The sequence below is a fragment of the Gilliamella sp. BG1 genome (assembly GCF_046635625.1).
GTDB lineage: Bacteria > Pseudomonadota > Gammaproteobacteria > Enterobacterales > Orbaceae > Gilliamella > Gilliamella bombi.
Genome location: NZ_JBIDFG010000011.1, coordinates 95,163 through 118,665, shown reverse-complemented (window position 1 = coordinate 118,665; position 23,503 = coordinate 95,163). Strand labels below are relative to the sequence as shown.

General features: G+C 34.1%; 20 protein-coding genes and 1 tRNA gene. 6 read left to right on the top strand and 15 right to left on the bottom strand.

Features of this window, described 5'->3' with window-relative positions:
- Positions 1 to 448: 448 nt before the first annotated feature.
- The 3 genes from ACGH80_RS07695 to secG form a co-directional block, all read right to left on the bottom strand.
- Positions 449 to 1,699, bottom strand: coding sequence for an integrase domain-containing protein (locus ACGH80_RS07695; protein WP_297223933.1), 1,251 nt, complete (start codon positions 1,697 to 1,699; stop codon positions 449 to 451).
- 184 nt (positions 1,700 to 1,883) lie between these two features.
- Positions 1,884 to 1,969: transfer RNA gene (locus tag ACGH80_RS07690), tRNA-Leu, on the bottom strand.
- A gap of 7 nt (positions 1,970 to 1,976) precedes the next feature.
- Positions 1,977 to 2,351 (bottom strand): preprotein translocase subunit SecG, encoded by a 375-nt coding sequence (secG, locus tag ACGH80_RS07685; RefSeq protein WP_085166040.1) that lies wholly within the window; start codon positions 2,349 to 2,351, stop codon positions 1,977 to 1,979.
- Positions 2,352 to 2,647: 296 nt separating this feature from the next.
- Here secG and thiI point away from each other — a divergent pair, with 296 nt between their 5' ends.
- The 4 genes from thiI (at position 2,648) to trmL (ending at position 6,853) form a co-directional block, all read left to right on the top strand.
- Entirely contained in the window at positions 2,648 to 4,096 is a 1,449-nt protein-coding gene (thiI, locus tag ACGH80_RS07680; protein WP_411630810.1) for a tRNA uracil 4-sulfurtransferase ThiI, read from the top strand.
- A gap of 118 nt (positions 4,097 to 4,214) precedes the next feature.
- Complete coding sequence (locus ACGH80_RS07675) at positions 4,215 to 4,937, top strand: response regulator (RefSeq protein ID WP_411630808.1); 723 nt, start codon at positions 4,215 to 4,217, stop codon at positions 4,935 to 4,937.
- Between the two features lie 28 nt (positions 4,938 to 4,965).
- Positions 4,966 to 6,348 carry an envelope stress sensor histidine kinase CpxA gene (gene cpxA, locus ACGH80_RS07670; RefSeq protein ID WP_174798947.1) on the top strand — a complete coding sequence of 461 codons (1,383 nt, stop codon included), beginning with the start codon at positions 4,966 to 4,968 and terminating at the stop codon, positions 6,346 to 6,348.
- A gap of 19 nt (positions 6,349 to 6,367) precedes the next feature.
- The gene (trmL, locus tag ACGH80_RS07665; RefSeq protein WP_238552642.1) at positions 6,368 to 6,853 is read left to right on the top strand and encodes a tRNA (uridine(34)/cytosine(34)/5-carboxymethylaminomethyluridine(34)-2'-O)-methyltransferase TrmL; all 486 of its coding nucleotides are present in this window, start codon (positions 6,368 to 6,370) and stop codon (positions 6,851 to 6,853) included.
- A gap of 894 nt (positions 6,854 to 7,747) precedes the next feature.
- On the opposite strand, the gene ACGH80_RS07660 is transcribed toward trmL, so the two are convergent.
- The 5 genes from ACGH80_RS07660 to orn all read right to left on the bottom strand — a co-directional run bounded on the left by ACGH80_RS07660 (position 7,748) and on the right by orn (position 13,616).
- On the bottom strand, positions 7,748 to 9,169 hold the full coding sequence (locus ACGH80_RS07660) for a cation:dicarboxylate symporter family transporter (RefSeq protein ID WP_174798946.1): 1,422 nt from the start codon (positions 9,167 to 9,169) through the stop codon (positions 7,748 to 7,750).
- Positions 9,170 to 9,244: 75 nt separating this feature from the next.
- A complete protein-coding gene (locus ACGH80_RS07655) occupies positions 9,245 to 10,576 on the bottom strand; it encodes a CoA-disulfide reductase (protein ID WP_411630805.1) in 1,332 nt (443 codons plus the stop codon).
- 200 nt (positions 10,577 to 10,776) lie between these two features.
- Positions 10,777 to 11,763 (bottom strand): ferrochelatase, encoded by a 987-nt coding sequence (hemH, locus tag ACGH80_RS07650; protein ID WP_411630803.1) that lies wholly within the window; start codon positions 11,761 to 11,763, stop codon positions 10,777 to 10,779.
- A 9-nt stretch (positions 11,764 to 11,772) separates the two neighbouring features.
- Entirely contained in the window at positions 11,773 to 13,044 is a 1,272-nt protein-coding gene (waaA, locus tag ACGH80_RS07645) for a lipid IV(A) 3-deoxy-D-manno-octulosonic acid transferase (RefSeq protein WP_411630801.1), read from the bottom strand.
- Between the two features lie 5 nt (positions 13,045 to 13,049).
- Entirely contained in the window at positions 13,050 to 13,616 is a 567-nt protein-coding gene (orn, locus tag ACGH80_RS07640; RefSeq protein ID WP_034911832.1) for an oligoribonuclease, read from the bottom strand.
- A 79-nt stretch (positions 13,617 to 13,695) separates the two neighbouring features.
- Here orn and rsgA point away from each other — a divergent pair, with 79 nt between their 5' ends.
- Positions 13,696 to 14,724: a small ribosomal subunit biogenesis GTPase RsgA gene (gene rsgA / locus ACGH80_RS07635; RefSeq protein ID WP_411630799.1), complete on the top strand. Its 1,029-nt coding sequence runs from the start codon at positions 13,696 to 13,698 to the stop codon at positions 14,722 to 14,724.
- Positions 14,725 to 14,865: 141 nt separating this feature from the next.
- Here the strand turns inward: rsgA and ACGH80_RS07630 are convergent, their stop codons facing one another.
- Both ACGH80_RS07630 and dauA read right to left on the bottom strand, forming a co-directional pair.
- Positions 14,866 to 15,408, bottom strand: a complete 543-nt coding sequence (locus ACGH80_RS07630; RefSeq protein ID WP_065590246.1) for an HdeD family acid-resistance protein — start codon at positions 15,406 to 15,408, stop codon at positions 14,866 to 14,868.
- A 195-nt stretch (positions 15,409 to 15,603) separates the two neighbouring features.
- Entirely contained in the window at positions 15,604 to 17,277 is a 1,674-nt protein-coding gene (gene dauA, locus ACGH80_RS07625; protein ID WP_085164952.1) for a C4-dicarboxylic acid transporter DauA, read from the bottom strand.
- Positions 17,278 to 17,481: 204 nt separating this feature from the next.
- On the opposite strand from dauA, the gene ACGH80_RS07620 reads away from it, so the two are divergent.
- On the top strand, positions 17,482 to 18,069 hold the full coding sequence (locus ACGH80_RS07620; RefSeq protein WP_065608945.1) for an NADAR family protein: 588 nt from the start codon (positions 17,482 to 17,484) through the stop codon (positions 18,067 to 18,069).
- Positions 18,070 to 18,305: 236 nt separating this feature from the next.
- On the opposite strand, the gene ACGH80_RS07615 is transcribed toward ACGH80_RS07620, so the two are convergent.
- The 5 genes from ACGH80_RS07615 to fdhE all read right to left on the bottom strand — a co-directional run bounded on the left by ACGH80_RS07615 (position 18,306) and on the right by fdhE (position 23,413).
- On the bottom strand, positions 18,306 to 19,100 hold the full coding sequence (locus tag ACGH80_RS07615) for an ABC transporter ATP-binding protein (protein WP_411630796.1): 795 nt from the start codon (positions 19,098 to 19,100) through the stop codon (positions 18,306 to 18,308).
- 2 nt (positions 19,101 to 19,102) lie between these two features.
- The gene (locus tag ACGH80_RS07610) at positions 19,103 to 20,047 is read right to left on the bottom strand and encodes an ABC transporter permease (protein WP_065560857.1); all 945 of its coding nucleotides are present in this window, start codon (positions 20,045 to 20,047) and stop codon (positions 19,103 to 19,105) included.
- A gap of 61 nt (positions 20,048 to 20,108) precedes the next feature.
- Complete coding sequence (locus ACGH80_RS07605) at positions 20,109 to 21,086, bottom strand: ABC transporter substrate-binding protein (RefSeq protein WP_174798939.1); 978 nt, start codon at positions 21,084 to 21,086, stop codon at positions 20,109 to 20,111.
- Positions 21,087 to 21,344: 258 nt separating this feature from the next.
- Positions 21,345 to 22,304, bottom strand: coding sequence for an ABC transporter substrate-binding protein (locus ACGH80_RS07600; protein ID WP_411578783.1), 960 nt, complete (start codon positions 22,302 to 22,304; stop codon positions 21,345 to 21,347).
- Between the two features lie 200 nt (positions 22,305 to 22,504).
- The gene (fdhE, locus tag ACGH80_RS07595; protein WP_411630794.1) at positions 22,505 to 23,413 is read right to left on the bottom strand and encodes a formate dehydrogenase accessory protein FdhE; all 909 of its coding nucleotides are present in this window, start codon (positions 23,411 to 23,413) and stop codon (positions 22,505 to 22,507) included.
- Between the last annotated feature and the right edge of the window lie 90 nt (positions 23,414 to 23,503).

Here is a 23,503-nt window from a genome sequence, read left to right as displayed (position 1 = left end):
AGCATTTATTCTTTTCCTCTAATAATAGCCCTGGATCAACCTTAAAATCACCCTAACTTAACATTATGATTAATAATTATTTTATTTTAATGAGAAAATAACGCTATATAAATATATTTATATTTCAATTGGTTAATTACAGGATCAAGATTGTTTTAATATGTGTATAGTAGTGAACAGTAGTGAATACTAGTGAACACCAAAAAATATATATAATAAGTATATAATATATTGATATATATAAATTAATATTAGGTTAGTGAATAGTAGTGAACACTTTATATTAAAAGTTTAAGATTATGGGGAGGTAAGCATAAAAACAGCCTAATGACTGGGTAAGTAAAGGGTGACATTTGAAAAAACACCCCTCAGATTTGAGGAGTGATTATTATGGAGAATTGAAGTTTGTAACCCAAATATGGGGCACGGTATGAATAGCGTGATATGGTTAATGATTAACTAACTTTAAATTGCGGTTACCTGATAGTGAGACATTTCCTTGGCTTGCTTGCTCAACAAAGTCACCCCACCAGTCAAGCATAATACGCTTTTGATGTTCATATTCTGCTTTGTTGTAGGCTCGCCTTACTGCGTTTTTATCTACATGCGATAACGCGCTTTCAATGACATCATAATTAAAGCCTTGTTCGTTTAAAGCGGTACTAGCTAAAGCTCTTAATCCATGCGCAACTAACTTATCTTTGTATCCCATGCGCTTTATTGCCATGTTAGCGGTTTGGCTACTCATTGGCTTGTTATAAGGCGGTCTTGCTGTTGGGAAAACAAACTCACTTTTATGATTAATAGATTTCATTATCTCAAGTATTTTTATTGCTTGCGGTGATAAGGGTATATTGTGAGGTCTATCCATTTTCATGCGTTCGGCAGGAATACTCCATAATTTTTTATCTAGATTAATTTCTTCCCACTTAGCCCCTACGGCTTCACTTGGTCGCGTTAATGTTAATAACTGCCATTCAATCACGCATCTAGTTTGCAATTCAATCTTTGCCATAGCTAAAGCTTGCATGAACTGCGGTAACTCAGTAGGGGGAATAGTTGGCTGATTTTTTACTTTCGGGCTATTAAATACGTCGGTGATTTTGGCTAGAGGGTTATTATCGATAATTCCCATATTGACAGCATAATACATTATTTCATTAATTCGCCTACAAACTCTTTTTACTGTTTCGTATTTATTATTGTTATTTAATGGCTGTAATGCGTTAATCGCTTTGATAGCTGTTACTTGGTTTATTGGAATATCTTTTATATAAGGGAAAACATGATTTTCTAATGAACGCCAAGCCTTTTTGAGCGTTTGTTCTTCTAAACCTTGTTCTGTTTTGAATTTGAACCATTTCTCAGCCATAGCGTAAAAGGTATTATTACAAGCTTCTTGCTTACGTTGTTCTTGTTCCGCTTTGTGATATTGTGGATCTATCCCTTGCTTTATTAATTCTCGCGCTTCATCTCGTTGTTTTCGCGCTTGTTGTAGCGATGTTTCTGGGTATTTACCGAAAGATAATAATGTCTCTTTATGTGATATTGGCTTTTTATATTTAAATCGCCATAATTTAACCCCTGTCGGTTTAACTAACAAAAAAAGACCTCCACCATCAAAATACTTTTTATCCTTACTAGTGGCTTTTAATGCTTTTATTTGTGTGTCAGTTAAGGGAGTAGTTTTTACAGCCATTTTTCACCTTTGGGGGTACGCAATAATAGGGTATTTAATTATACCCCAAAATATACCCCCATTATTTTTGGTTGTAAATGTACCTTACTGATACTTAATGGGCAATAAAATAGACTTTGAGGCTTGTTATTACTGGATTTGGTGTGCTTTGGTAGGTTTAAAAGAATGTTACTGATTATTGATTTGGTGCCGTGGGCGGGACTTGAACCCGCATGCTCTTAGAGCACTACCCCCTCAAGATAGCGTGTCTACCAATTTCACCACCACGGCGCCGTTGTTATTCAGGTATATCTGAAGTTGAATTTTGCTGTACAGGTTGAGTAATTGGAGCTGTTGCAGGTGCGGTATTACCTTCATTCAGCTGTGTTGTTACTGGTACAGTATCTTCAATATTCTCAAATTCGCTAGATGAAGCTATTCGTGGTTTGCTACCTAAATTTGAAAGTAAAATGCTTATTACAAAAAACAAAATACCTAATAAAGTGGTAGCGCGAGTTAAAAAATTCCCACTACCTGAAGAGCCAAATAAAGTTGCGGATGCACCAGCGCCAAATGATGAACCCATGTCAGCACCTTTACCTCGTTGTATTAAAACTAACGCAACTATTATAACCGCGATAATTAAATAGCTTATAATTAAAAATTCGTACATTTCAACCTGTCAATTTATATGTTATACAACAGAATTTATTGATGCGAGATATTAGCGAAAGACAGTCCAACAAGCAAGTAAAATTTAAGATATGATCGATATATTTTAAGCATTTATACTTTTCAGGTAGTAAAAATACTTATTTTATCTGTAGATGATGTATTATTGTATATTCACTAATTTTATTTCAAGCAATAAATTAAAACAGTCATTAGATATATTTATCATAATCAATTGTGAGTTTTTGAGTAAAACAAGTATAATGATGCATTTTTATAATAGTTCGCATTGATTTTATGAAATTTATTGTTAAGCTCTTTCCCGAAATTACCATCAAAAGTGATTCTGTTCGTTTACGATTTATTAAAATACTAACAAGTAACATTCGTAATATTTTAAAGCATCATATTGAAGATGTTGCAGTTATTCGTCATTGGGATTTTATTGAAGTTCGTCCAAAAGTTGAAAATAGTGAAGCTAAGATACTTGAATTATTAATGCGAATCCCTGGTATACATCATATTCTTGCTGTCGATGAAATCACTTTTGTTGATATGCATGATATTTTTGAAAAAGCATTAGATTATTATGCTCCATTAATTGAAAACAAAACGTTTTGTGTACGCGTTAAGCGTCGAGGTAAACATGAATTTACTTCAATTGATGTTGAACGTTATGTTGGTGGTGGGCTTAATCAACATGTGTCTTCGGCTAAGGTTAAATTAACTCATCCAGAAATCACCGTTCATCTTGAAATCGACAAAGAAAAGTTACTGCTGGTAAAAGGTCGACATGCTGGCATTGGCGGTTTTCCAACTGGTACACAAGAAGATGTTCTTTCGCTCATATCGGGTGGTTTTGATTCTGGTGTATCAAGTTATATGCTAATGCGACGCGGAAGCCGAGTGCATTATTGTTTCTTTAATCTTGGTGGAAAAACTCACGAAATTGGAGTTAAACAAATGGCGCATTACCTATGGGAGAGTTTTGGTAGCTCACATAAAGTGCGTTTTATTGCTATTGACTTTTCGGATGTTGTTGGTGAGATTCTTGAAAAAATTGATGATGGGCAAATGGGCGTTATCTTAAAGCGGATGATGATTCGTGCGGCATCAAAAATTGCGCAACGTTATAAAGTGGAAGCTCTCGTTACTGGAGAAGCATTGGGGCAAGTATCAAGCCAAACACTTACCAATTTACGTTTAATTGATAATGCTAGTGATACATTAATTTTACGTCCTTTAATCACACACGATAAAGAAACCATTATCAATATTGCGCGTCAAATTGGTACTGAAGATATAGCTAAAACAATGCCAGAATTTTGTGGCGTAATATCTAAAAACCCAACGGTTAAAGCCGTGAAAGAAAAAATTGAAGCAGAAGAAATGAATTTTGATTTCACGATTTTGGATAAAGCAGTTGCCGAGGCTGAAAATATTGATATTCGTGAGATAGCAAAACAAACTGATACAAAAATTGCTCATGTTGAAACTGTCACAACTTTGAGTACCGATCACGTGGTTATTGATATTCGATCTTCAGAAGATCAGGAAGATAATCCACTTATATTAAGCGATATTGAAGTTAAGCATATTCCATTTTATAAGTTAGCAACGCAATTTGGGAATTTGGATCAATCGAAGCAATATTTACTATATTGCGATCGTGGAGTCATGAGTAAATTACAAGCGCTTTATTTAATTGACCAAGGCTATAATAATGTAAAAATATTTTCTATATAAAAATTAACAATAATTTACTATATTGTTCGTGATTTTTACATATATAGTAAATTTTTGGATAAAACTATATTTGGTATAAAAATTAATATCAAGAATGAATGAAATAAAGAGGATTGTAATGAGCAGTAAATTACTTGTAGTTGATGATGATCCAGAAATTACTTTATTATTACGAGAACTTCTTGAGTTAGAAGGATTTCTTGTTGAAATAGCGAATAATGGTATTCAGGCTTTAGAAAAGTTTGATAGTACGATAGATCTTATTTTACTTGATATTATGATGCCTGAAATGAATGGACTTAAATTCTTATCTCAACTTAGAGGTAAATTTACGGTACCTGTTATTTTTTTAACGGCTAAAGATAATGAATATGATAAAGTGATTGGACTTGAGCTTGGTGCTGATGACTACATTCTAAAACCATTTAATGATAGAGAGCTTATTGCCCGAATCAATGCACTTTTGCGTAGAGCGCATTGGGATAATGTAGCAAACGATGAAACTGAACTACCAATTAAATATACAATTGATAAACTTAATGTAAATCGAAAACAGGGTTCTGCTTTTTTTGATAACAAGTATATAGATTTAACGGGTACTGAGTTTCAAGTGTTGCTTACCTTTCTAGAAAATTCGGGAAAGATAATCACACGCGAAAAACTAAGCGAATTTGTTTTGGGTAAAAATTTAGCTCCACTTGCTCGCTCAATTGATGTACATGTATCTAGATTACGGAAAAAACTACCGCCTAGAAGTGATGGTTTACCATGGATTAAAACATTACGTTCAAAAGGTTACTTATTTGTAATTGATCGAAATGACGATTTGTTATATGAATAACTTTATAATGAAGATCAGATAATATGATATGTGGCTTTTTGATAAACTAACAATAAGAATTTTCACAATATTTTTATTAACCATAGCTTTTTTTCTAATGTTAATAATGGTTTTGCCGAGTCTTGATGCTCGAAACCTAACCTACTTAGCAAACAAAGATAAACAAGCTGGTAATATGCTTGCGCATCAAATTGAAAATGATCTTATTAATGTACCAAAAGATAGTTTTCGGTGGTGGATGCGTTTTATTGTTGTTATGGATAGTTATCAAAAACCAGGTCAATTTTTATTTATTGTTACCCCTAATGAACAAATCATTACAGCTGAAACAAAAAATATTGATTTAATCAAAAACTTTAGTGAAAAATCCCATGATGTCAAAGATCCTGCAAAAAAAATTTATGATTCTCAAGAAATTATAGGACCTTTTCTCATTCATTATGCTAATGCTGAATATCAATTATATATCCTACAACAAACTACAGATATTCAATCTCAATTAGTCAACTTTATATTTGATCATCCTTTTTTACTATTAACTTTAACCATGCTGGCAAGTTCTCCTTTTTTACTATGGCTATCTTGGAGTATTGCAAAACCTGCTCGAGGGCTAAAAAAAGCAGCTGATCAGGTTGCGAAAGGGAATTTACAAGAGTGGCCTGAGCTAGAACAAATAGGATCGTCTGAATATAAAGCTACTGGTGCTAGTTTTAACCATATGCTAAGAGAGCTTAAACGAATGCAAGAAGTACAGCAACGTTTGTTTTCAGATATTTCTCATGAATTGCGCACTCCTTTGACTCGTTTGCAGCTTGCTACATCGCTATTGCGACGCAAACAAGGTGAAAGCAGTGAAGTTATACGTATTAATAATGAAGCAATAAAATTAGATTCTATGATTGGTGACTTATTGTCATTGGCAAGGCAACAATATGACAATAATGAAATTCGTGAAGTTAATAAAATTAATATTCTATTTAAACAGGTGCTTGATAATGCCACTTTTGAAGCAGAACAAATAGGTAAAACGTTGGTCGTTACAAATTTTCCAACTAACCATACTATATTATGCTATCCAATTGCTTTGTGTAGCGCACTTGAAAACGTTATACGCAACGCATTTCGCTATTCAAATAAACAGATCGATATTAATTTTGTAGCACAACAACAAAAGCTAACAATTACAATTGATGATGATGGTCCAGGAGTTGCTGAAAGTGAACTAGAACAAATTTTTAGACCTTTTTATCGTACAAGTGAAGCTCGAGATCGTGAATCTGGCGGAACTGGATTAGGGCTCGCTATTGTAGCTAATGCCATCATACGCGATCACGGTACTGTAAAAGCAGAAAAAAGTCATCTTGGTGGACTTAGAATTGTGATAATATTGCCAATTCATAAACATCAATAAATAATAAATGAGAAAAGTTGTGTCAAATTCAGCCTTAAACATCGTTTTATTTGAACCCGAAATTCCTGCTAATACTGGAAATATTATCCGTCTTTGTGCTAACACTGGTTTCAATTTACATATTATTGAGCCTATGGGCTTTTTCTGGGATGACAAAAAGTTAAGGCGAGCCGGGCTTGATTATCAAGAATTTGTTGATGTAAAACGCTATAAAAATCTCAACCATTTTTTAGATGCCAATCAAATATACCTATCAACACAAGTTTATGCTTTAACCACAAAAGGACAAAAGCCACACAGTGAAGTCGATTACCAGCAAAATGACTTCTTAATGTTTGGACCAGAAACCCGAGGCTTACCAAAAAACATACTTGATGCACTACCACAAGAGAAAAAGATCCGCATTCCCATGCTCGCCACTAGCCGTAGTATGAATTTATCTAATTCTGTTGCCGTTGTGGTTTATGAATCATGGCGTCAGTTAAATTATATGGGTGCAAAATAAATTTTAGTCTTACTCAGTTGTTGGATAAATACCGACGTTGGGAAAAAAGCAATATTCAAACCTTTCGGTGCGGTTAAAATAATTATTTTTTTATAAAAACCTTTTATATAGTTCATTTATTTTATTAATGCTTTTTGCTCTTAATTTAAGTCAAATAGTATGTTTTTTAGAATTAGACTTAGGAGCGGACGTTTTGGCCTTTTCGGTGCAGTTTATCGGCTAATCCCCTAAATTGGAAGTAGCTATTGTAGCTATTCTACCCACTAATAGATAAAATGTTTGAAACCTCACCGATCCCCAAAATTTTCTATTACCATTTGATTCACAAAAAAATTCAATAAAATCAATAACCAACCTGAACGATTTTAGAGAAAAAAACATTCCTACAACACCGCATGTCAATATACCTATCTTTAAATCTTAATTTTTTATTCTTTCGATTGTTACATTATTAACTTTTATAAGTTTACCTGCTTGTTTTACCAAATTACGGCATCTATACAAATACAATCACGTAAACTACATTCTAATTTACCGCTATTATTAATCTATGCACTTATGCTATATCCAAAATTAAAACTACCGAACTTATCAAGATTCTATACATTTAATTTTGGCTTTTATCGGTTCGCCTAAATTAAAAAAATAACTGCCTTTGAATTGATTTATATGTAGTGATCCTCACAAAAAAAAGCAGAAGTTACCGCTATGACATAAATACAAATCATAGCGGGACAAATATCATAGGCAAAAAATTTAGCATCAAATTCAAACCAATATTCAGAAAATCTGTTTACCCAAAAAAATCGTTCAACACCAATAATAGCAAAACAAAAATTGATTATTATCTTGAAATTTGTTGTACTATTTCACTCATAGCAACAGCCATTGCAGTTAAGCTTCTGGCTGCTCGTTTTCAAGAGTGACATCTGGGTCGTTGTATACTGTCATATCCATAAGACCAATTTCTTTATCGGTTGCGACAGCGGCTGTCATAGCGCCAGATACATTAGCTAAAGTTCTTGCCATATCAATAATTGGATCAACAGCTAAAACCATACCAATTAATGGGAAGTATTCGGCCATGCCCATACCTGATAAAACAACGGTTGCGGCAACTGTTGCCGTGCCAGGAATTCCAGCTATACCAATTGAACCAATAACCACTACAATGACAAGCATAATATAAAATTGGATATTAGTATCAATACCAACCATATGAGCTACCATAACAGCAAGTAAAGCAGGAAAGAAACCGGCACATCCATTCATTCCCATGGTACTACCTAGAGAGCCAACTAAATTTGCGGTACCTGTATTAACACCCATTCGGACGGTTAGTGTTGAAATAGTCATTGGTAATGAACCGACAGAGGAGCGACTTGTAAAGGCTAATAACCATGTTCCTAGCGCTTTTTTTATAAACATGATTGGTGAAATACCATGAATCACAATAATGGCAACATGTACAATCAACATAATCAATGTGGCGATGTAGATCGCTGCAACAAAACTTGAAACCTGAATAATTGCGGGTATTCCGTTAGAAATGATAGTGCGAGCAAGTAAAGCAATTACTGCATAAGGCATGTATTTTATGACTGTCATCGCAATCGACATGATGATCTTATAAAGTGCTTCGATAAACGTTTTAAATAGGGCAATTGGTTGTGAGTTTTTCTTTTCCATTCTGTTGGCGGCAATCCCCATTAAGGCAGAGAAAATGACCAATCCAACAATATTTTCGTTTACCATTGATGCAATAATATTGCTTGGAATTAGATTTATAAAGGTATCAATAATATTAGTGTATTGTTTTGCCTGAGCTTGATGTACAGAACTTGAGCTTATTTCACCTAATGCAAATAGATTAGCTAACAAAATACCAACAATACAGGCAATTGCTGTTGTAAACAGTAACCAAAAAATTCCTCTGAATGCGATTTGGGGTAGATTTTTTTTACCAGAGAAATCGATAATTACTTTAACAATAGATACAAATATGAGTGGTATCACTAACATTCGGATAAAAGCGATAAATGCTCGACCAAATAGTCCATACCAAGTTGCGGTTTCTTGCATCCAGATTGTTGATGTGTCTGGAAATCCTGCTACAGCTTGAATACTTAAACCAAGCACGGCACCAAGTATTAACCCAACTAACATACGTATTGAAAAATTAACCTTTTGCTTTTGTAATGGCCTCATTACTGCAAAAAAACAGATGAGCAGTAACCCAATACCAATTAATGTCTGGTAATGAGTAATAGATAAGAACTTTTCAAAAAAGACTCCTTGAAAAATGGCATCTGGCATATTTAATCCTCACCCTTTAATAATAAATTTAATTATCTAGTAAAATATTTATTGATAGGTTTATTAATATCTATCTTATTTTGCAATTGAGCCTGCAATATTTAAAATATCCCACGGTCTGGAAAATGGCGGTGCATAAAGAAAATCCATCATGGCTAATTCATCAATTTTCAAATTCGTCCATATTGCGGTTGCAAGAGTGTTGACCCTTAATGCCGCACCTTGCCCTCCAGCTATTTGACCACCTAAAATCACTCGAGTGTCGGCATGATAGATAAGTTTTGCTGTTACACTTGTTTGACCAGCAACATAGTTGCTGTGATTTTTATCTTTAACTATGACAGTTTTATAAGGAATTCCAGATTTTTGGGCTTCGCTTTCAGTTAAACCTGTTCGTCCTACTTCAATATCAAAGACTTTTAAGGCTGAGGTGCCAATAGTGCCAGGATATTCACAATTTCCGCCACCTAAATTTTCGCCTACAATTTTGCCTAGTTTGTTCGCCCCTGTAGCAAGTGGAATATATGCCATTGAATGACTAACTCTATGGTGAAGGGCAATACAATCTCCAGCAGCATAAATATCTGCCATATTAGTTTGTCCAAAGCTGTTGGTGATTATGGCACCATTTGCAAGTGTCTTAATACCAAGGTTTTTATAGATATCATTGTTTGGCTTAACACCAGTTGCAATAATAACAACATCGGCTGGATATCGTGATTTATCAGTAATTACATGTGTGACGTTGTGCGATCCTTCAAAGCCAAGTACTCGCTCTTGCAAATGTAGATCACAATGTTGTTTAATATTTTCTTCAATTAGTTCAGTAATTTGTTTATCAAATGCATCGATAAGAATTCTGTCATCCAATTGAATCAATTTGACGTTTTTTTGTAAAGCAACAAGCGATTCAGCTATTTCAAGCCCAATATATCCAGCACCTATAACAATCAAATTTTTGATATTTGAGTTGGATAATGTCTGTTTGATAGCTAACCCGTCATGCAGGTTGCGTAATGTGAAGATATTTTTTAGTTGGCTATTTTCAAAAGGGGGAATGATGGGACTTGCACCAACTGCAAGTAGTAACTTGTCATAGCTATCATCAAAGCAATTGCCAGTATTGAGATCTTTAACAGTTAATTTTTTTTGATTAGTATCAATAGCAATGACTTCATGTAAAGTTTTTATTTCAATATCATCTTTTTGAAATTGCTCAGGCGTTCGGGATATCATTTCGTTGGCGTCAGTAAAGTGGTTACCAATAAAATAAGGTAAACCGCAAGCACCAAACGAAACAATATCTGATTTTTCATAAATACGGATGGTTGCCTCAGGGTTCATTCTTTTAGCCTTTGCAGCAGCACTTGCGCCTGCAGCTTGAGCGCCAATGATGATTATTTTCACTTAATTTTCTCCTCAGTGCTCAAATACTGAATTATAAAATAATGCCTTATCATACGCCATAGATTACTTAGGCGATAGATAATTAGCATTAATATTCGTTAATTTAAAATTTCATTCGTTTAAAAATCAACAATTACACTATTTAGTGTAATTTTTAAGTCGTATCATTTTTGTCAAAAAGTTTCAGGTAACTATGTGTTTCAGTATAAATTATTAAGTATAGGTGGCTGAGTTTGGTTGATTAATGCCATGATTAAATTAATTTGTAAGTCTGTGTCATTTAATGTGGGAATATAATAAAATGATTTTCCACCTGCATTTAAGAAGATTTCTCGATTTTCTTCGTCAATTTCGTAAATAGTTTCAATACAATCTACCGAAAATCCAGGACAGATGACGTGCACATTATTAACACCACTTTTTGCTAATGTTTGTAGTGTATCGCTGGTACTTGGTGTAACCCATTTGCCTTTTCCAAATTTCGATTGATAAGCCATTTGAATTGGTATATTTATGTTATTTGTTCGGCATTTTTCGATTAATAACTGTGTGGTCATTTCACAACGTTGAATATAATCATCTTTTCGTTTGTAAATATAACGCTCTGGAATACCATGATAAGAAAGTATAAGCACTTCAGGCTCACCTTGGCATTGAAATGCTTGCTTAATTTGTAAATAAAGTGCATTGATATAACTTGGATGATCGGCATAATCACGAATATAGTCAATACTATTTATGATTTTGTCGGTTGCTATAACTTGTTTAAGTTTATCAAGTACAGCGAGTGTTGTGGTCGTTGAGTATTGTGGGAAAAGTGGCAATACCGTAATTTTGGAACATGATTGAAGCTTGTTCAATGCAGATTGAATATTGGGTTCACCATAGGTCATGGCTAATTCACATTGAATATTTGGTAAGTGGAGTTGTAATTTATCACATAATAATTGGCTGTAATGAAGTAAAGGTGATGAGCCATCTATCCAAATTTTTTGATAATGATGGATAATATAAGGCACTCGTTTAGGTATTACAAGGTACTTTAAAATCGGATACCAAAACAGTTTCGGTAAATCAACGACATGGCGATCGAGTAAGAACTCGGTTAAGTACCGCTTTATTGCATCTGGTGTTGCCGCGTTTGGTGTACCTAGATTAATCAGCAATAACCCTTGTTTTTTATTCACAAGTAATCCTTATTTTGAGTAAAGATAATAGTTGATAATGTTAAAAAGCCTATGTAGTGCGCCTTGATTTTGTTTTAATACTTGATACGCTTGTTCGCCAATTTGTTGACTACGCGTTTTATTTTCTAAAAGCCCATTAATCGCTGAATAAAGGGAATCGGCTGTGCTAGCACAAATGATCATGCCATCAGCTGAAATAAGTTGCTCACAAATCACTTTAAAATTGAAAAAATGTTCGCCACTAATGATTGGGATGTGGTGAAGTGCGGGTTCTAATGGATTATGCCCTCCATGTTTCACTAAACTGCCACCAACGAAGGCGATATCGGCAATACCATAAAGTTCTATTAATTCTCCCATCGTATCACCCAAAATGACTTGGGTTTGTTTAGCAGGAATTTGACCGCTACTGCGGTTTATATAATTTAATCCGCAATCATTAATTAATTTTTCGACGGTTTTAAAGCGTTCAGGGTGGCGGGGAACAACGATTAATAACAAATCGGGGTATGTTTGTAATAATCGTTCAAAGGCAGACAAGATGATTTCATCTTCACCACTATGTGTACTTGCAGCAATAAAAACAGGACGGTTTACTTGCCACTGTTGTTTTAGCGTTGCAATTTTTTGCTGCTGTTGAGCTGTTAAATCAATATCAAATTTAATACTGCCGGTTATGGCTAAATGATCACTCGGCAAACCAAGTGACACAAAACGCTCTCCGTCTTGCTTATTTTGTGCGGCAACGGTGCTGATTTTTGATAGTAAATGGCTAATCGCGCGTCCTAGTTTGCGATATCGGTTAGCTGATCGTTCTGATAATCTAGCGTTGGCAAGAATCAGTGGAATATTTCGTTTGTAACATTGACCAATAAAATTAGGCCAAAGCTCAGTTTCCATAATAATCACTAATTTTGGCTTAACCGTATTTAAAAAACGATTTATCGCGCAGGGCAAATCATAAGGTAAATATACATGGCTGACGCTATCACCAAGTAATGATTTAACTTGCTCTGAGCCTGTTGGCGTCATGGTGGTAACTGTGATAGGTAAACAAGGATATTGTTGTTTAAGTGCTTTGATTAGTGGGATGGCTGCTATCGTTTCACCCACCGATACGGCATGCACTAAAATACCGTTAGATTTAACTTTATTTTTGCAAAAACCATAGCGTTCAAGCCAACGCTTTCGATAAGCTGGTGCTTTACGACTACGCCAAAGCAGTCTTAGCCAAACCAGTGGTTGAATCAAATACAATAAAAAAGTATATAAAATTTGCATACTAATTATAAGTTGGTTAGATCAAAAAAGTGTTCACGGTAATAAACAAGTTCAGCAATTGAGTCACGAATATCATCAAGAGCTTGATGAGAACTCTGTTTGCTAATCCCTTTTAGTATTTCAGGTTTCCAACGTTTAGCTAATTCTTTAATTGTGCTGACATCTAAATAGCGATAATGAAAATAACTTTCTAAATTAGGCATATAGTTAAATAAAAAACGACGATCTTGCCCAATAGTATTACCACAAATTGGAGAGCTGTTTTCTGGTACCCATTGTTTTAAAAATTCGATGGTTTGTTGTTCGGCCTGTTGTTCACTAATAGTACTTTTGCGAACACGCTCAATAAGTCCTGATTTGCCATGGGTGTTTTGATTCCACTCATCCATTAATGCTAATTGCTCATCAGATTGATGAACTGCAATCACAGGTCCTTCAGCAAGAATATTTAAGTTAGAATCGGTAACAATGGTTGCGATCTCAATAATGCGATCAGTTATTGGATTGAGTCCAGTCATTTCAAGATCTATCCAAATAAGATTGTTACTATTAATTTGAGATTGTTTGTTCATAATTTGCTATAGAGATTTTCTTTTTGATACTGAGTAGTGTAGCATAACTGACAATCTGTTTTAGTAAAAAATGAGTACTATGGCAAAAAATAAACTATCCAATAATCAAAAAAGACGTGTAGCGGCAAAACATCAGCAACGATTAGCAATAAAGCAAGATGAGAGTCTGGCAAATTTTTCGTCACCTCGTGACGGTGTAGTAATAAGTCGTTTTGGTAAGTCTGCTGATGTTGAAGATAGTGCAGGTCTCATTTATCGTTGTAGTATTCGTCGCACGTTACCGTCGATAGTCACTGGTGATAAAGTAGTATGGCGCGAAAGTTTAGAGCCAAATACCAATGGTATTATTGAAGCGGTTCACCCGAGACATTCTGAACTTGTCCGACCTGATTTTTATGATGGCGTTAAACCCGTTGCCGCAAATGTTGATCAAATCGTGATTATTTCGGCTGTCTTGCCAGAATTATCACTAAATATTATCGATCGTTATTTAGTTGCTTGTGAATGCACGGATATAAAACCTATTATTGTTTTAAACAAAATTGATTTACTTAATGATGATCAACGCACTGAAGTTGAAAAAAAATTGACGATTTATACTCATATCGGTTATCAAGTTTTGTATGTCTCGTGTCAAAATCAACAAGGCATTGCTGTATTACAAGAAGTTTTGCAAGGTAAGATTTCCATTTTAGTTGGGCAGTCTGGTGTGGGAAAATCAAGTATTATTAATTTACTGTTACCTCATCAATCACAATCAGTTATGACTGGAGGTATTTCAGAAATATCTGGACTTGGTCAACATACAACCACTTCCTCTCGGCTTTACCACTTACCAAATGGTGGAGATATTATTGACTCACCAGGGATCCGCGAATTCGGTTTATGGCACTTAGAGCCTGAACAAGTGATTAGTGGTTTTAAAGAATTTGGTAATTATTTAGGCGGTTGTCACTTTCGCGATTGTAATCACTTTGATACGCCAGGTTGTTTACTACAAAAAGCAGTACAAGACGGTAAAATTGCACCATCAAGGCTTGATAACTATCATCGGATTTTACAGACAATGCAAGAAGTTAAGGCAAAAACTAACAAAATCTATAAATAATCAGCTTAATTCATTTATAACAAAATTAAATAAATTGTATTTGTGTTCGAGTCATTACTGTAATTACTTGCTGCTCACAATTAGTGGTAACCTCTTGAAAGTCATTGCTAGATTGTGAGCAACGAATGTGTTATTTAACATCTATTTTTTTAATGCAAAACCAATAGCTACATATGCCCAACCTTGGAAAATAAGGTCAATACCTAAAAACATACCTAATACCCAAAGACTGTCATATGGCCAACCTGCAATAATCATAAATCCTAAAATTAATGTAATAATCCCTGAGGTTAAAACCCATCCCCAACGAGGTAAATTGCGATTATTCATAGCCGCAAATATTTGTGTAAAGCCGCTCATAATTAACAAGAATGAAATCACCAATGTTAAGGCTGATGAAACCGCAACAGGTTGGAAAAATGACATTAGACCAATAAAAATGTATAAAATCCCCATTACTGCCCATAATGCTGACTGACCAAAATCTTTAATGCGAAATGAATGTAGCGCTTGGGCAATACCTGCAATTAAAATTAATGAACCAATAAAATAGACAGAAAAGACGGTTGCCATGAACTGATAACCTAAAGCTAAGCCCCCCAATATAATTAAAATAACACCAACTAAAATAAACCAACTTGATTTTTCTTTAAGATTGTAGACATTGTTTTCGTTAGATATCATGTTATTTACCTATTTTTATAAGTTAATTTTGGATTTCAAATTAAAATCACTTTTTAACACTTATAGTTTGTCAATGGTGATTTAGTAAATGAAAAGAAAGGTAGTGAAGGTACAATTTATTGCACAGTAATTAGTTTCTGTTCAAACCGTTACTGTGCATATAAATTAGTTAATATAATAAATCTAATTTTAGAATTAATCTTTATCTTTCAGTGCTTCTTCTAGCGTTGAATAGAACATTAGTTTGTTAGGAATTGGAACAATTTTTGCGCGAGCTAATGTTTTTAATGGTTGAAACTGTAACTCACAAATTGATAGATCAACTTGTTCAGGTAGTTCATCAATAAAATGAATTAAAGCATTGAGCCCACCAGCATCAAGAATAGGTACCGCATCCCATTGTAGCACTATGTGTTCATATCCATTAATCTTTTGATAAATTTCTAAAAATGTACGTTCAGCGGCAGCAAAAAATAGTGGCCCGTTAATACGTAGCACTAATGTTTTATCGTTACTGCGATTAAGTTCAACTAAGCGAGTCATGCGGGCGATACGGCGCATAAATAGGATTGAGGCAAGTATAATCCCAAGTGTAATTGCAATCACCATATCAAATAGTACTGTTAATGACATGCAAATAAGCATAATCAAAATATCATCTTTAGGAGCACATTTGATAATATAAATGACGCGTTGAACTGCACTCATATTCCATGCCACGATAAGTAATAATGCCGCCATAGCAGAAAGTGGGATAAATGATAATGCTGGTGCGAAGCAAATAAGAGCAAGTAAAACAACTAAAGAATGCAAAACGGCTGCAATAGGCGAGGTTGCACCTGCTTTGACATTTGCCGCTGAACGTGCAATAGCCGCTGTTGCTGAAATGCCACCAAAAAATGGTGCAATAATATTACCTAAACCTTGGCCAATGAGTTCACTATTTGAGTGGTGTTTAGTGTGTGTCATTTCATCTAATACCACAGCACAGAGTAATGATTCAATTGCGCATAACATTGCCATGGTCAGTGAAATTGGCAGTAAGGCAGTAAATGTTGACCAATCCCAAGTAAAATCAGCGTGCTGCCAAGGTAAAATAAACTCTGGTAGAACAGAGGGTATGCCATGACCTATCGTATTATCAGCTAGTGTATAGGTAAATCGTGAACCAATTGTTTCAATTTGATAGCCAAATTGATTAAAAATAAACATGACAGCAATACCAGCAATTAGAGCTGGTAGGTGTCCTGATATTTTAAGTCTAAGTTTTGGCCATACTATTAACACAATCAGTGTTACTACACCGACTAAAGTGTCAGCAATATTAATGGTTGGTAGTGTTTTAGCTAGTTCCGTAACTTTACCAATATAACTTTCTGGCATGTGCTCAAGTGTTAAACCAAAAAAATCTTTAATTTGCATGGTTGCTATAGTTATGGCAATGCCCGATGTGAAACCTAATACAACGGGTAAAGGAATATATTCGATTAATCTACCTAATCGAATTAATCCCATTAATACAAGAAATATACCCGATAGCAATGTTGCAATTAGTAGTCCAGATAATCCGTATTGTAATGATACAGGGTATAAAATAACTACAAATGCTGCTGTAGGTCCAGAAACACTAAACCTTGAACCACCCGTTAATGCAATGATAAAACCACCTATAATTGCTGTGTATAGACCATGCTGTGGTGGTACACCACTAGCAATAGCTAATGCCATTGCTAGTGGTATAGCAATAATCCCAACAGTTATTCCAGCTATTAAATCTTTGATAAAACGAGTTGTGTTGTAAGGGGTACTTATACATGCAGATATAAATGCACAGCTAATTTTTGTACCAGAAAGGCCATATAATTTCATTGTTTGTAATTAAAGAGATGTTGACTTGAATTCTTAATAAGATAATCTTTTTTAAAAAAAATAAAAGAGCGTTATAAAAATAATCGTCTTTTTTTGTAAATTTTTTTCAGAAAAAGTTTAATTAAATCATCTATAATACAATACTCCTCCATAAAGCGATTTCGAAAAAAATATCTTATGAATTTTTAAAGGACTATTTTAACTATGAAATATAATCAACCCGATGTTTTTCTAAAAATTGTAGATATTGATGAGTTATGCCAACGTTATAAAACAGGAGAAAGATTTAAATATGTATATTTTTGGGGACATAACCAAAGAGAGCCTTCGTCTATAATTACAAAATCTTGCTTTAGCCAATGGTACCCTAGCGGATTTACTGTTAATGATATTTATTATGCTACAGCTGAACATTATATGATGGCAGCAAAAGCAAGATTATTTGAGGATAAAGAAATATTACAAGAGATCCTTAAAGCTAACAATCCAGGCCTTGCTAAATCATTGGGACGCCAAGTCAGAGGATTTGTTGAAAAAATATGGGATGAACAATGTTTATCTATTGTTATAGAGGGTAACTTCGCAAAATTTTCTCAAAATCGACAATTAGCTGATTTTTTATTATCCACTCAACAAAGAGTTTTAGTTGAAGCTAGTCCCACTGATAAAATTTGGGGAATTGGTTTAGCTCAAGATGCTCCGAATATAGATAATCCATTGACATGGCAAGGTAAAAATTTATTAGGGTTTGCTTTAATGGCAGTTCGACAAAAATTAAAAATGTGTTATTAAAAATAGCTAATTAGAATTTTTGAATTTGTTTTAAGATTAAATGATTGTTAACTTAATATTATTTCTTTGATGTTATAGAATATTTTATACGTAAACATCAGTAGCTTTATTACAATTTGTATTAACAAGTAAATATAATGGCTCTATGAATAGCAAGATATGACCAGAATAAAATTTGCATCAATAAGTTTGGAAAAGCAATATTTTTGATAGAAATATTGCTTTTTGATTTATTGTTAACCTAAAAGTAATGCATCATCGGTAACTTTTTCACCACGTGTTTTTTCAAACATATCTAATAAATCCGTTACAGTTAATTTAGCTCGTTGTTCTCCAGATACATCAAGCACAACTTGTCCTTGATGAAGCATTACTGTTCGGGTGCCATATTCTAAAGCTTGTTTCATAGAGTGAGTCACCATCATTGTTGTTAATTGTTTTTTTGAAACAATTTCATTGGTTAGCTCTAAAACAAACTGTGCAGTTTTAGGATCAAGCGCTGCGGTATGTTCATCAAGCAATAATATTTTAGATGGTTGTAAAGTTGACATTAACAAACTAATAGCTTGTCTTTGACCTCCAGAGAGTAATCCCATCATATCTGATAATCGATTTTCAAGACCTAAATTTAAAGTAGCAAGTTTTTCTTTAAATATTGATCTGATATTGCGATTAAGAGCTGAAGATAAGGTAAAACGATATCCTCGGTTATAAGCGATAGCAAGATTTTCTTCAATAGTTAAGTTTTCACATGTGCCAACCATGGGGTCTTGAAATACACGAGCAACCATACCAGCTCTTTTCCATGCTGGCCAGCGAGTGACATTTTTACCATTAATAGCAATTTTTCCTGAATCAGGAAGTAAATCGCCACTAATCACATTCAATAAAGAACTTTTACCTGCTCCGTTACTACCAATTATGGTAACAAATTCACCTTCACTAATATTCAGGTTTAGTCCTCGTAATACATGATTTTCAATTGGTGTACCCTGATTAAAAGTTAATTGTAATTGTTCAACTTTAATCATGCTTACTTACCTCTTATTTTTGCGTGTTTTTTTAATTGCTTAGGCACAACAAGAGCCAGCACAACGAGTATCGCCGTAATGAGATTTAAATCTTCTGTTCCAACCCCGATTTCTTGTAAAAACTCATTACTAAGTGCAAATGCAATAAATAAACGATATAAAATAGAACCAACAATAACTGCTAGCATCACAGCCCAAATTCGTTTAGCGGGGAATAAGCTTTCACCAATAATAATTGATGCAAGACCGATTACAATTGTACCAACACCAATGGTGATATCAGCCCCACCTTGTGTTTGTACAAATAATGAACCTCCGAGAGCAATTAAACCATTTGATATAGCCATACCAAGAATTGTGACTCTTCCAGTCGGAATGCCTTGCGATTTTGCCATTCGTTGGTTAGTGCCAGTTGCTCTTAAGGCCAATCCCATTTGGGTATTTAAAAACGCATTGAGTAAAGCCCAAAACACAATGACAAATCCTAAAGCCATAAGAGGTTGTACAATATATTGGTTGCTGTAATCTTCAGCAATAAATGGTGAAAATATAGTTTTGGCATCAAGTAAAGAAAGATTAGGGGATCCTGCCATTCTTGATGTTTCATCCATAATATACGGACCAACACCTAATATTCTTAAATTGATAGAATAGAGTCCTATCATTACAATAATACTTGATAATAATTGAAGAATATTGAGTTTAACATACAGTATTCCTGTCATTGCTCCAGCAAGACAGCCAGCAAACATACCTAACAACGTTGCAATCCAAGGATCGATACCAATATAAATGCATAATCCACATATCGCTCCACCAAGTGGAAAACTTGCATCAGCAGTAAGATCTGGGAAATCAAGTAAACGAAACGAGATAAATACACCCAAACTCACCAACGCATAAATAAGCCCAATTCCAATTGAGCCTAATAAGAATTCAGAAGACATGAAAAAAATCCATAAAAGTTAACCGCCAAAGTTGGCGGCTTAGTTATAAAAAAAGTAAAAATTATTTTTCAACAATTTTGGTAGCTGATTTTAATACATTTTCAGATAATATAACACCTTGGCGTTCAGCCGCTTTTTTATTAATTGTTAATTGAGTAACATTACCCACTTGTGGTGGAATATCACCAGGATTTTCGCCGTTAAGTATACGGATAACAATTTTACCAGCTTGACGACCAAGATCATAATAACTCATGCCTAAAGCGGCAATAGCACCACGTTCTGCCGATTCAGGGTTGGATGCAATAAGAGGAATTTTACTTTCATTAGCCACTTTTGCTAAAGCTTCATAAGCAGAAACCACATTATTATCGGTAGTAGTATAAATCATATCTACCTTACCTTTTAAACTTCTAGCCGCAGTAGATATATCAGATGTGCGTTGCGCAGGAGCAGCAATAATTTTCATACCCCGTTTTTCTAGCTCATTTTGTAATTGTTTTAGTATGATTGTTGAGTTAACTTCGCTAGGGCTATAAACATAACCAATGTTTTTAGCCTCAGGTTTTATTTTTAACATCATATCGATTTGAGAATCTAGTGATAAGGCGTCAGATACACCTGTTACATTTGTCTTTGATGCATCCCAACTCGGGGTTAATTTTGCTGCTACGGGATCGGTAACGGCAGTGAAAACAATAGGAATAAGTTTTGTTGTAGCAACTAATGCTTGCGAACTTGGCGTGGCAATCCCTACAATAACATCTGGTTTATTTGCTACAAATTGTTTAGCAATTTGGGCTGCATTTGCACTACTACCTTGTGCGCTTAAAAATTGTAACTTTAAATTTTTTCCAGCAATATAACCACTATCTTTTAACTCATCCTCAATACCTTTACGCACATTATCTAATGCTGGGTGTTCAACAATTGCTGTAATGGCAACAAATTTTTGTTCGGTTTTAGACTCAGCGAAAGAATAAAATGTTGCTAACGATAAACTAAGTAATATACAAAGTTTAATGATAGAATTACGCATAGAGCACTCCTGTAATGTTTTTTTTACAATCAAGCTAAATATTGATTTACTATAAAGCAAAAAAAGATAATTTTCTAGTATAAAAACAGTTATTTGTGTAAATTTTTTATTACACCTTGTCGGTGATTTGATGTTAACTTGGTAAACTGGATTAATTGATGTTAATCCAGTTATTGGATTACTGTAGGTTATATTTTTTGCTCACCTAACTACTAAGTGAGCAAAATTGTTAATTAATTTTAGTGAAGTAGGGCTTGATTATTTTCCTATGACTTTGTCAGCAGATTGAATTACCTCAGGAGGCAAAGCAACCCCTTGTTTTTTAGCTGCATCAGTATTAACAACAAGGCGTAATGCTTGCCCTATTTCTGGAGTTATACTTCCTGGTTTTTCACCTTTTAATATGCGCACAACAAGCTTACCTGATTGGCGTCCTACATCATAGTAGCTCATGCCGTATGCAGCAACGGCTCCTCGTTCAATCGCATCAGGGAACGATGCTAAAAGAGGAATTTTATTTTCATTTGCAAATTTAACTAATGACTCATAGGCTGAAACAACATTGTTATCGGTTGTCGTGTAAATTAAGTCTACTTTACCTTTTAATGTATTGGCAGCAGTTGAAATATCAGCAGTTCGTTGAGCAGGTACCGCAATAAAATTAATATTTTGTTGAGATAAAAGAGTTTGTAGATTTTTTAATACCACGGTTGAATTAATTTCACTTGGACTATAAATATATCCTACTGATTTAACATTAGGTACAATTTTTTTCATAAATTCGATTTGTGGACCTATTTCTTGATAATCAGATACACCAGTAATATTTGTGCCCGCAGGTTGCCAATCTTTAATTAATTTAGCGGCAATAGGATCGGTAATTCCAGCAAATACAATAGGAATTTGTTTAGTCGCTGCAGCTGTTGCTTGTGCACTTGGTGTCGCAATTGCCACAATAACATCAGGTTTTGCTGCTACAAATTGCCTTGCAATCTGAGCTGCAGTAGCGCTACTTCCTTGTGCACTTTTGTATTGGACAGTTAAATTTTTGTTTAACGTATAGCCGCTGTCTGCCAATTCATCTTTAACACCATCACGGATTTGATCTAATGAAGGATGCTCAACAATTGCCGTAATGGCCACATTTTTAATTGTATCTGCAAAACTTAAAAAAGGTGTAAGCAATAATATTGTTACCAATAAAATAAAACGTTTCATGAATTAAACTCGCAAACTAGTACAATAGTTTAATTCTAGCTTTATTAATCAAAAATGTGAAGTTGTATTTTATTTAATTGATGATCATGTTACAAAATAATCGTTATTGTAAAATAGTTAAATAATTAATGCGCTTTGAATGAATTATTTCATATTCGATATAATGCCTATAAAACTATATTATCAGTATCTTTGTTTTTTTATTGAGCAAATATAAAAGGATTTACCCCACTTTTAGCAAACCCTTCTTCTTCGGTTTTGATATCTAATATCAGCGAAGCAATATCATCCGCGATGACTTCAATATGAGGATCTTTATCTTGATCAAATATTTTTAAATAGCTATGGCAAGCATCACAACACTCGGTTTTAATTGCAGCGAGTTCTTTTTCTAATGAGAGGTATTGTATGTCTTTCATATTATCGCAGCAGGTACATTTAATTCTAGGTACATACCATTCACTTTCACATAAACTACAATGTAAATAGCGTAATCCGTTGTTACCGCCTAATTGAATAATACTAGCAGTAGGCATACTATTACAAACTGGACATAACCAGAGTTTATCTGTATTTTCTGCGATAGCTTTACTTTTAATTTGACTCGCCAGTTGGCAATAATAAACAGATAATGATGACCAAATAAATATTGCTTCATTACCATCAACTTTATCAAATTCTCCTTTAAGCAAATGTAATGCTTTATTTTGTAATTCTAAAGTGCTATTTTTTTTAAGCTGTTCAATGACTATAGCGATTTGCTGCGTGGTATCAGAAAATGAGTCGAGTAATGGAGTAAAGTAATCTTGCCAAGTATCTTTAAGAGGTAAATTATCTAAACTAAGTGGAGGATATTCGCTATTTAATAAACACGTTACATCAATATCTATAGGCTGATGTTTAATTAAATTGGCTTGTTGTTCAGCTATAATTGCACAAAAATTCAAATAATCACTAATTGGATTATTGTTTGCAAGAGTTTTTAAACGTTCTGCTCGATGAGCATAAAGTGTTTTAGGTGATGGATAAAATAGTAACGGGATTTGTCTAATAACTGAGTTTGTAGCTTGTTGTTCAAGTTGTTCTTGGGGGATAATTTTTATACTCATTATAAATGCTCATTGATTGTGATTTTATTCATCACTGCTTTTTATTTTTTTACTATTAAAATGACACCGCTGATAGTTACTATCAGCGGA

Coding starts and splice junctions, on each gene's coding strand:
- ACGH80_RS07695 (WP_297223933.1), bottom strand. CDS start 1,699: ATGGCTGTAAAAACTACTCCCTTAACTGACACACAAATAAAAGCATTA.
- secG (WP_085166040.1), bottom strand. CDS start 2,351: ATGTACGAATTTTTAATTATAAGCTATTTAATTATCGCGGTTATAATA.
- thiI (WP_411630810.1), top strand. CDS start 2,648: ATGAAATTTATTGTTAAGCTCTTTCCCGAAATTACCATCAAAAGTGAT.
- ACGH80_RS07675 (WP_411630808.1), top strand. CDS start 4,215: ATGAGCAGTAAATTACTTGTAGTTGATGATGATCCAGAAATTACTTTA.
- cpxA (WP_174798947.1), top strand. CDS start 4,966: ATGTGGCTTTTTGATAAACTAACAATAAGAATTTTCACAATATTTTTA.
- ACGH80_RS07660 (WP_174798946.1), bottom strand. CDS start 9,169: ATGCCAGATGCCATTTTTCAAGGAGTCTTTTTTGAAAAGTTCTTATCT.
- waaA (WP_411630801.1), bottom strand. CDS start 13,044: ATGCAAATTTTATATACTTTTTTATTGTATTTGATTCAACCACTGGTT.
- orn (WP_034911832.1), bottom strand. CDS start 13,616: ATGAACAAACAATCTCAAATTAATAGTAACAATCTTATTTGGATAGAT.
- rsgA (WP_411630799.1), top strand. CDS start 13,696: ATGGCAAAAAATAAACTATCCAATAATCAAAAAAGACGTGTAGCGGCA.
- ACGH80_RS07630 (WP_065590246.1), bottom strand. CDS start 15,408: ATGATATCTAACGAAAACAATGTCTACAATCTTAAAGAAAAATCAAGT.
- dauA (WP_085164952.1), bottom strand. CDS start 17,277: ATGAAATTATATGGCCTTTCTGGTACAAAAATTAGCTGTGCATTTATA.
- ACGH80_RS07620 (WP_065608945.1), top strand. CDS start 17,482: ATGAAATATAATCAACCCGATGTTTTTCTAAAAATTGTAGATATTGAT.
- ACGH80_RS07615 (WP_411630796.1), bottom strand. CDS start 19,100: ATGATTAAAGTTGAACAATTACAATTAACTTTTAATCAGGGTACACCA.
- ACGH80_RS07610 (WP_065560857.1), bottom strand. CDS start 20,047: ATGTCTTCTGAATTCTTATTAGGCTCAATTGGAATTGGGCTTATTTAT.
- ACGH80_RS07605 (WP_174798939.1), bottom strand. CDS start 21,086: ATGCGTAATTCTATCATTAAACTTTGTATATTACTTAGTTTATCGTTA.
- ACGH80_RS07600 (WP_411578783.1), bottom strand. CDS start 22,304: ATGAAACGTTTTATTTTATTGGTAACAATATTATTGCTTACACCTTTT.
- fdhE (WP_411630794.1), bottom strand. CDS start 23,413: ATGAGTATAAAAATTATCCCCCAAGAACAACTTGAACAACAAGCTACA.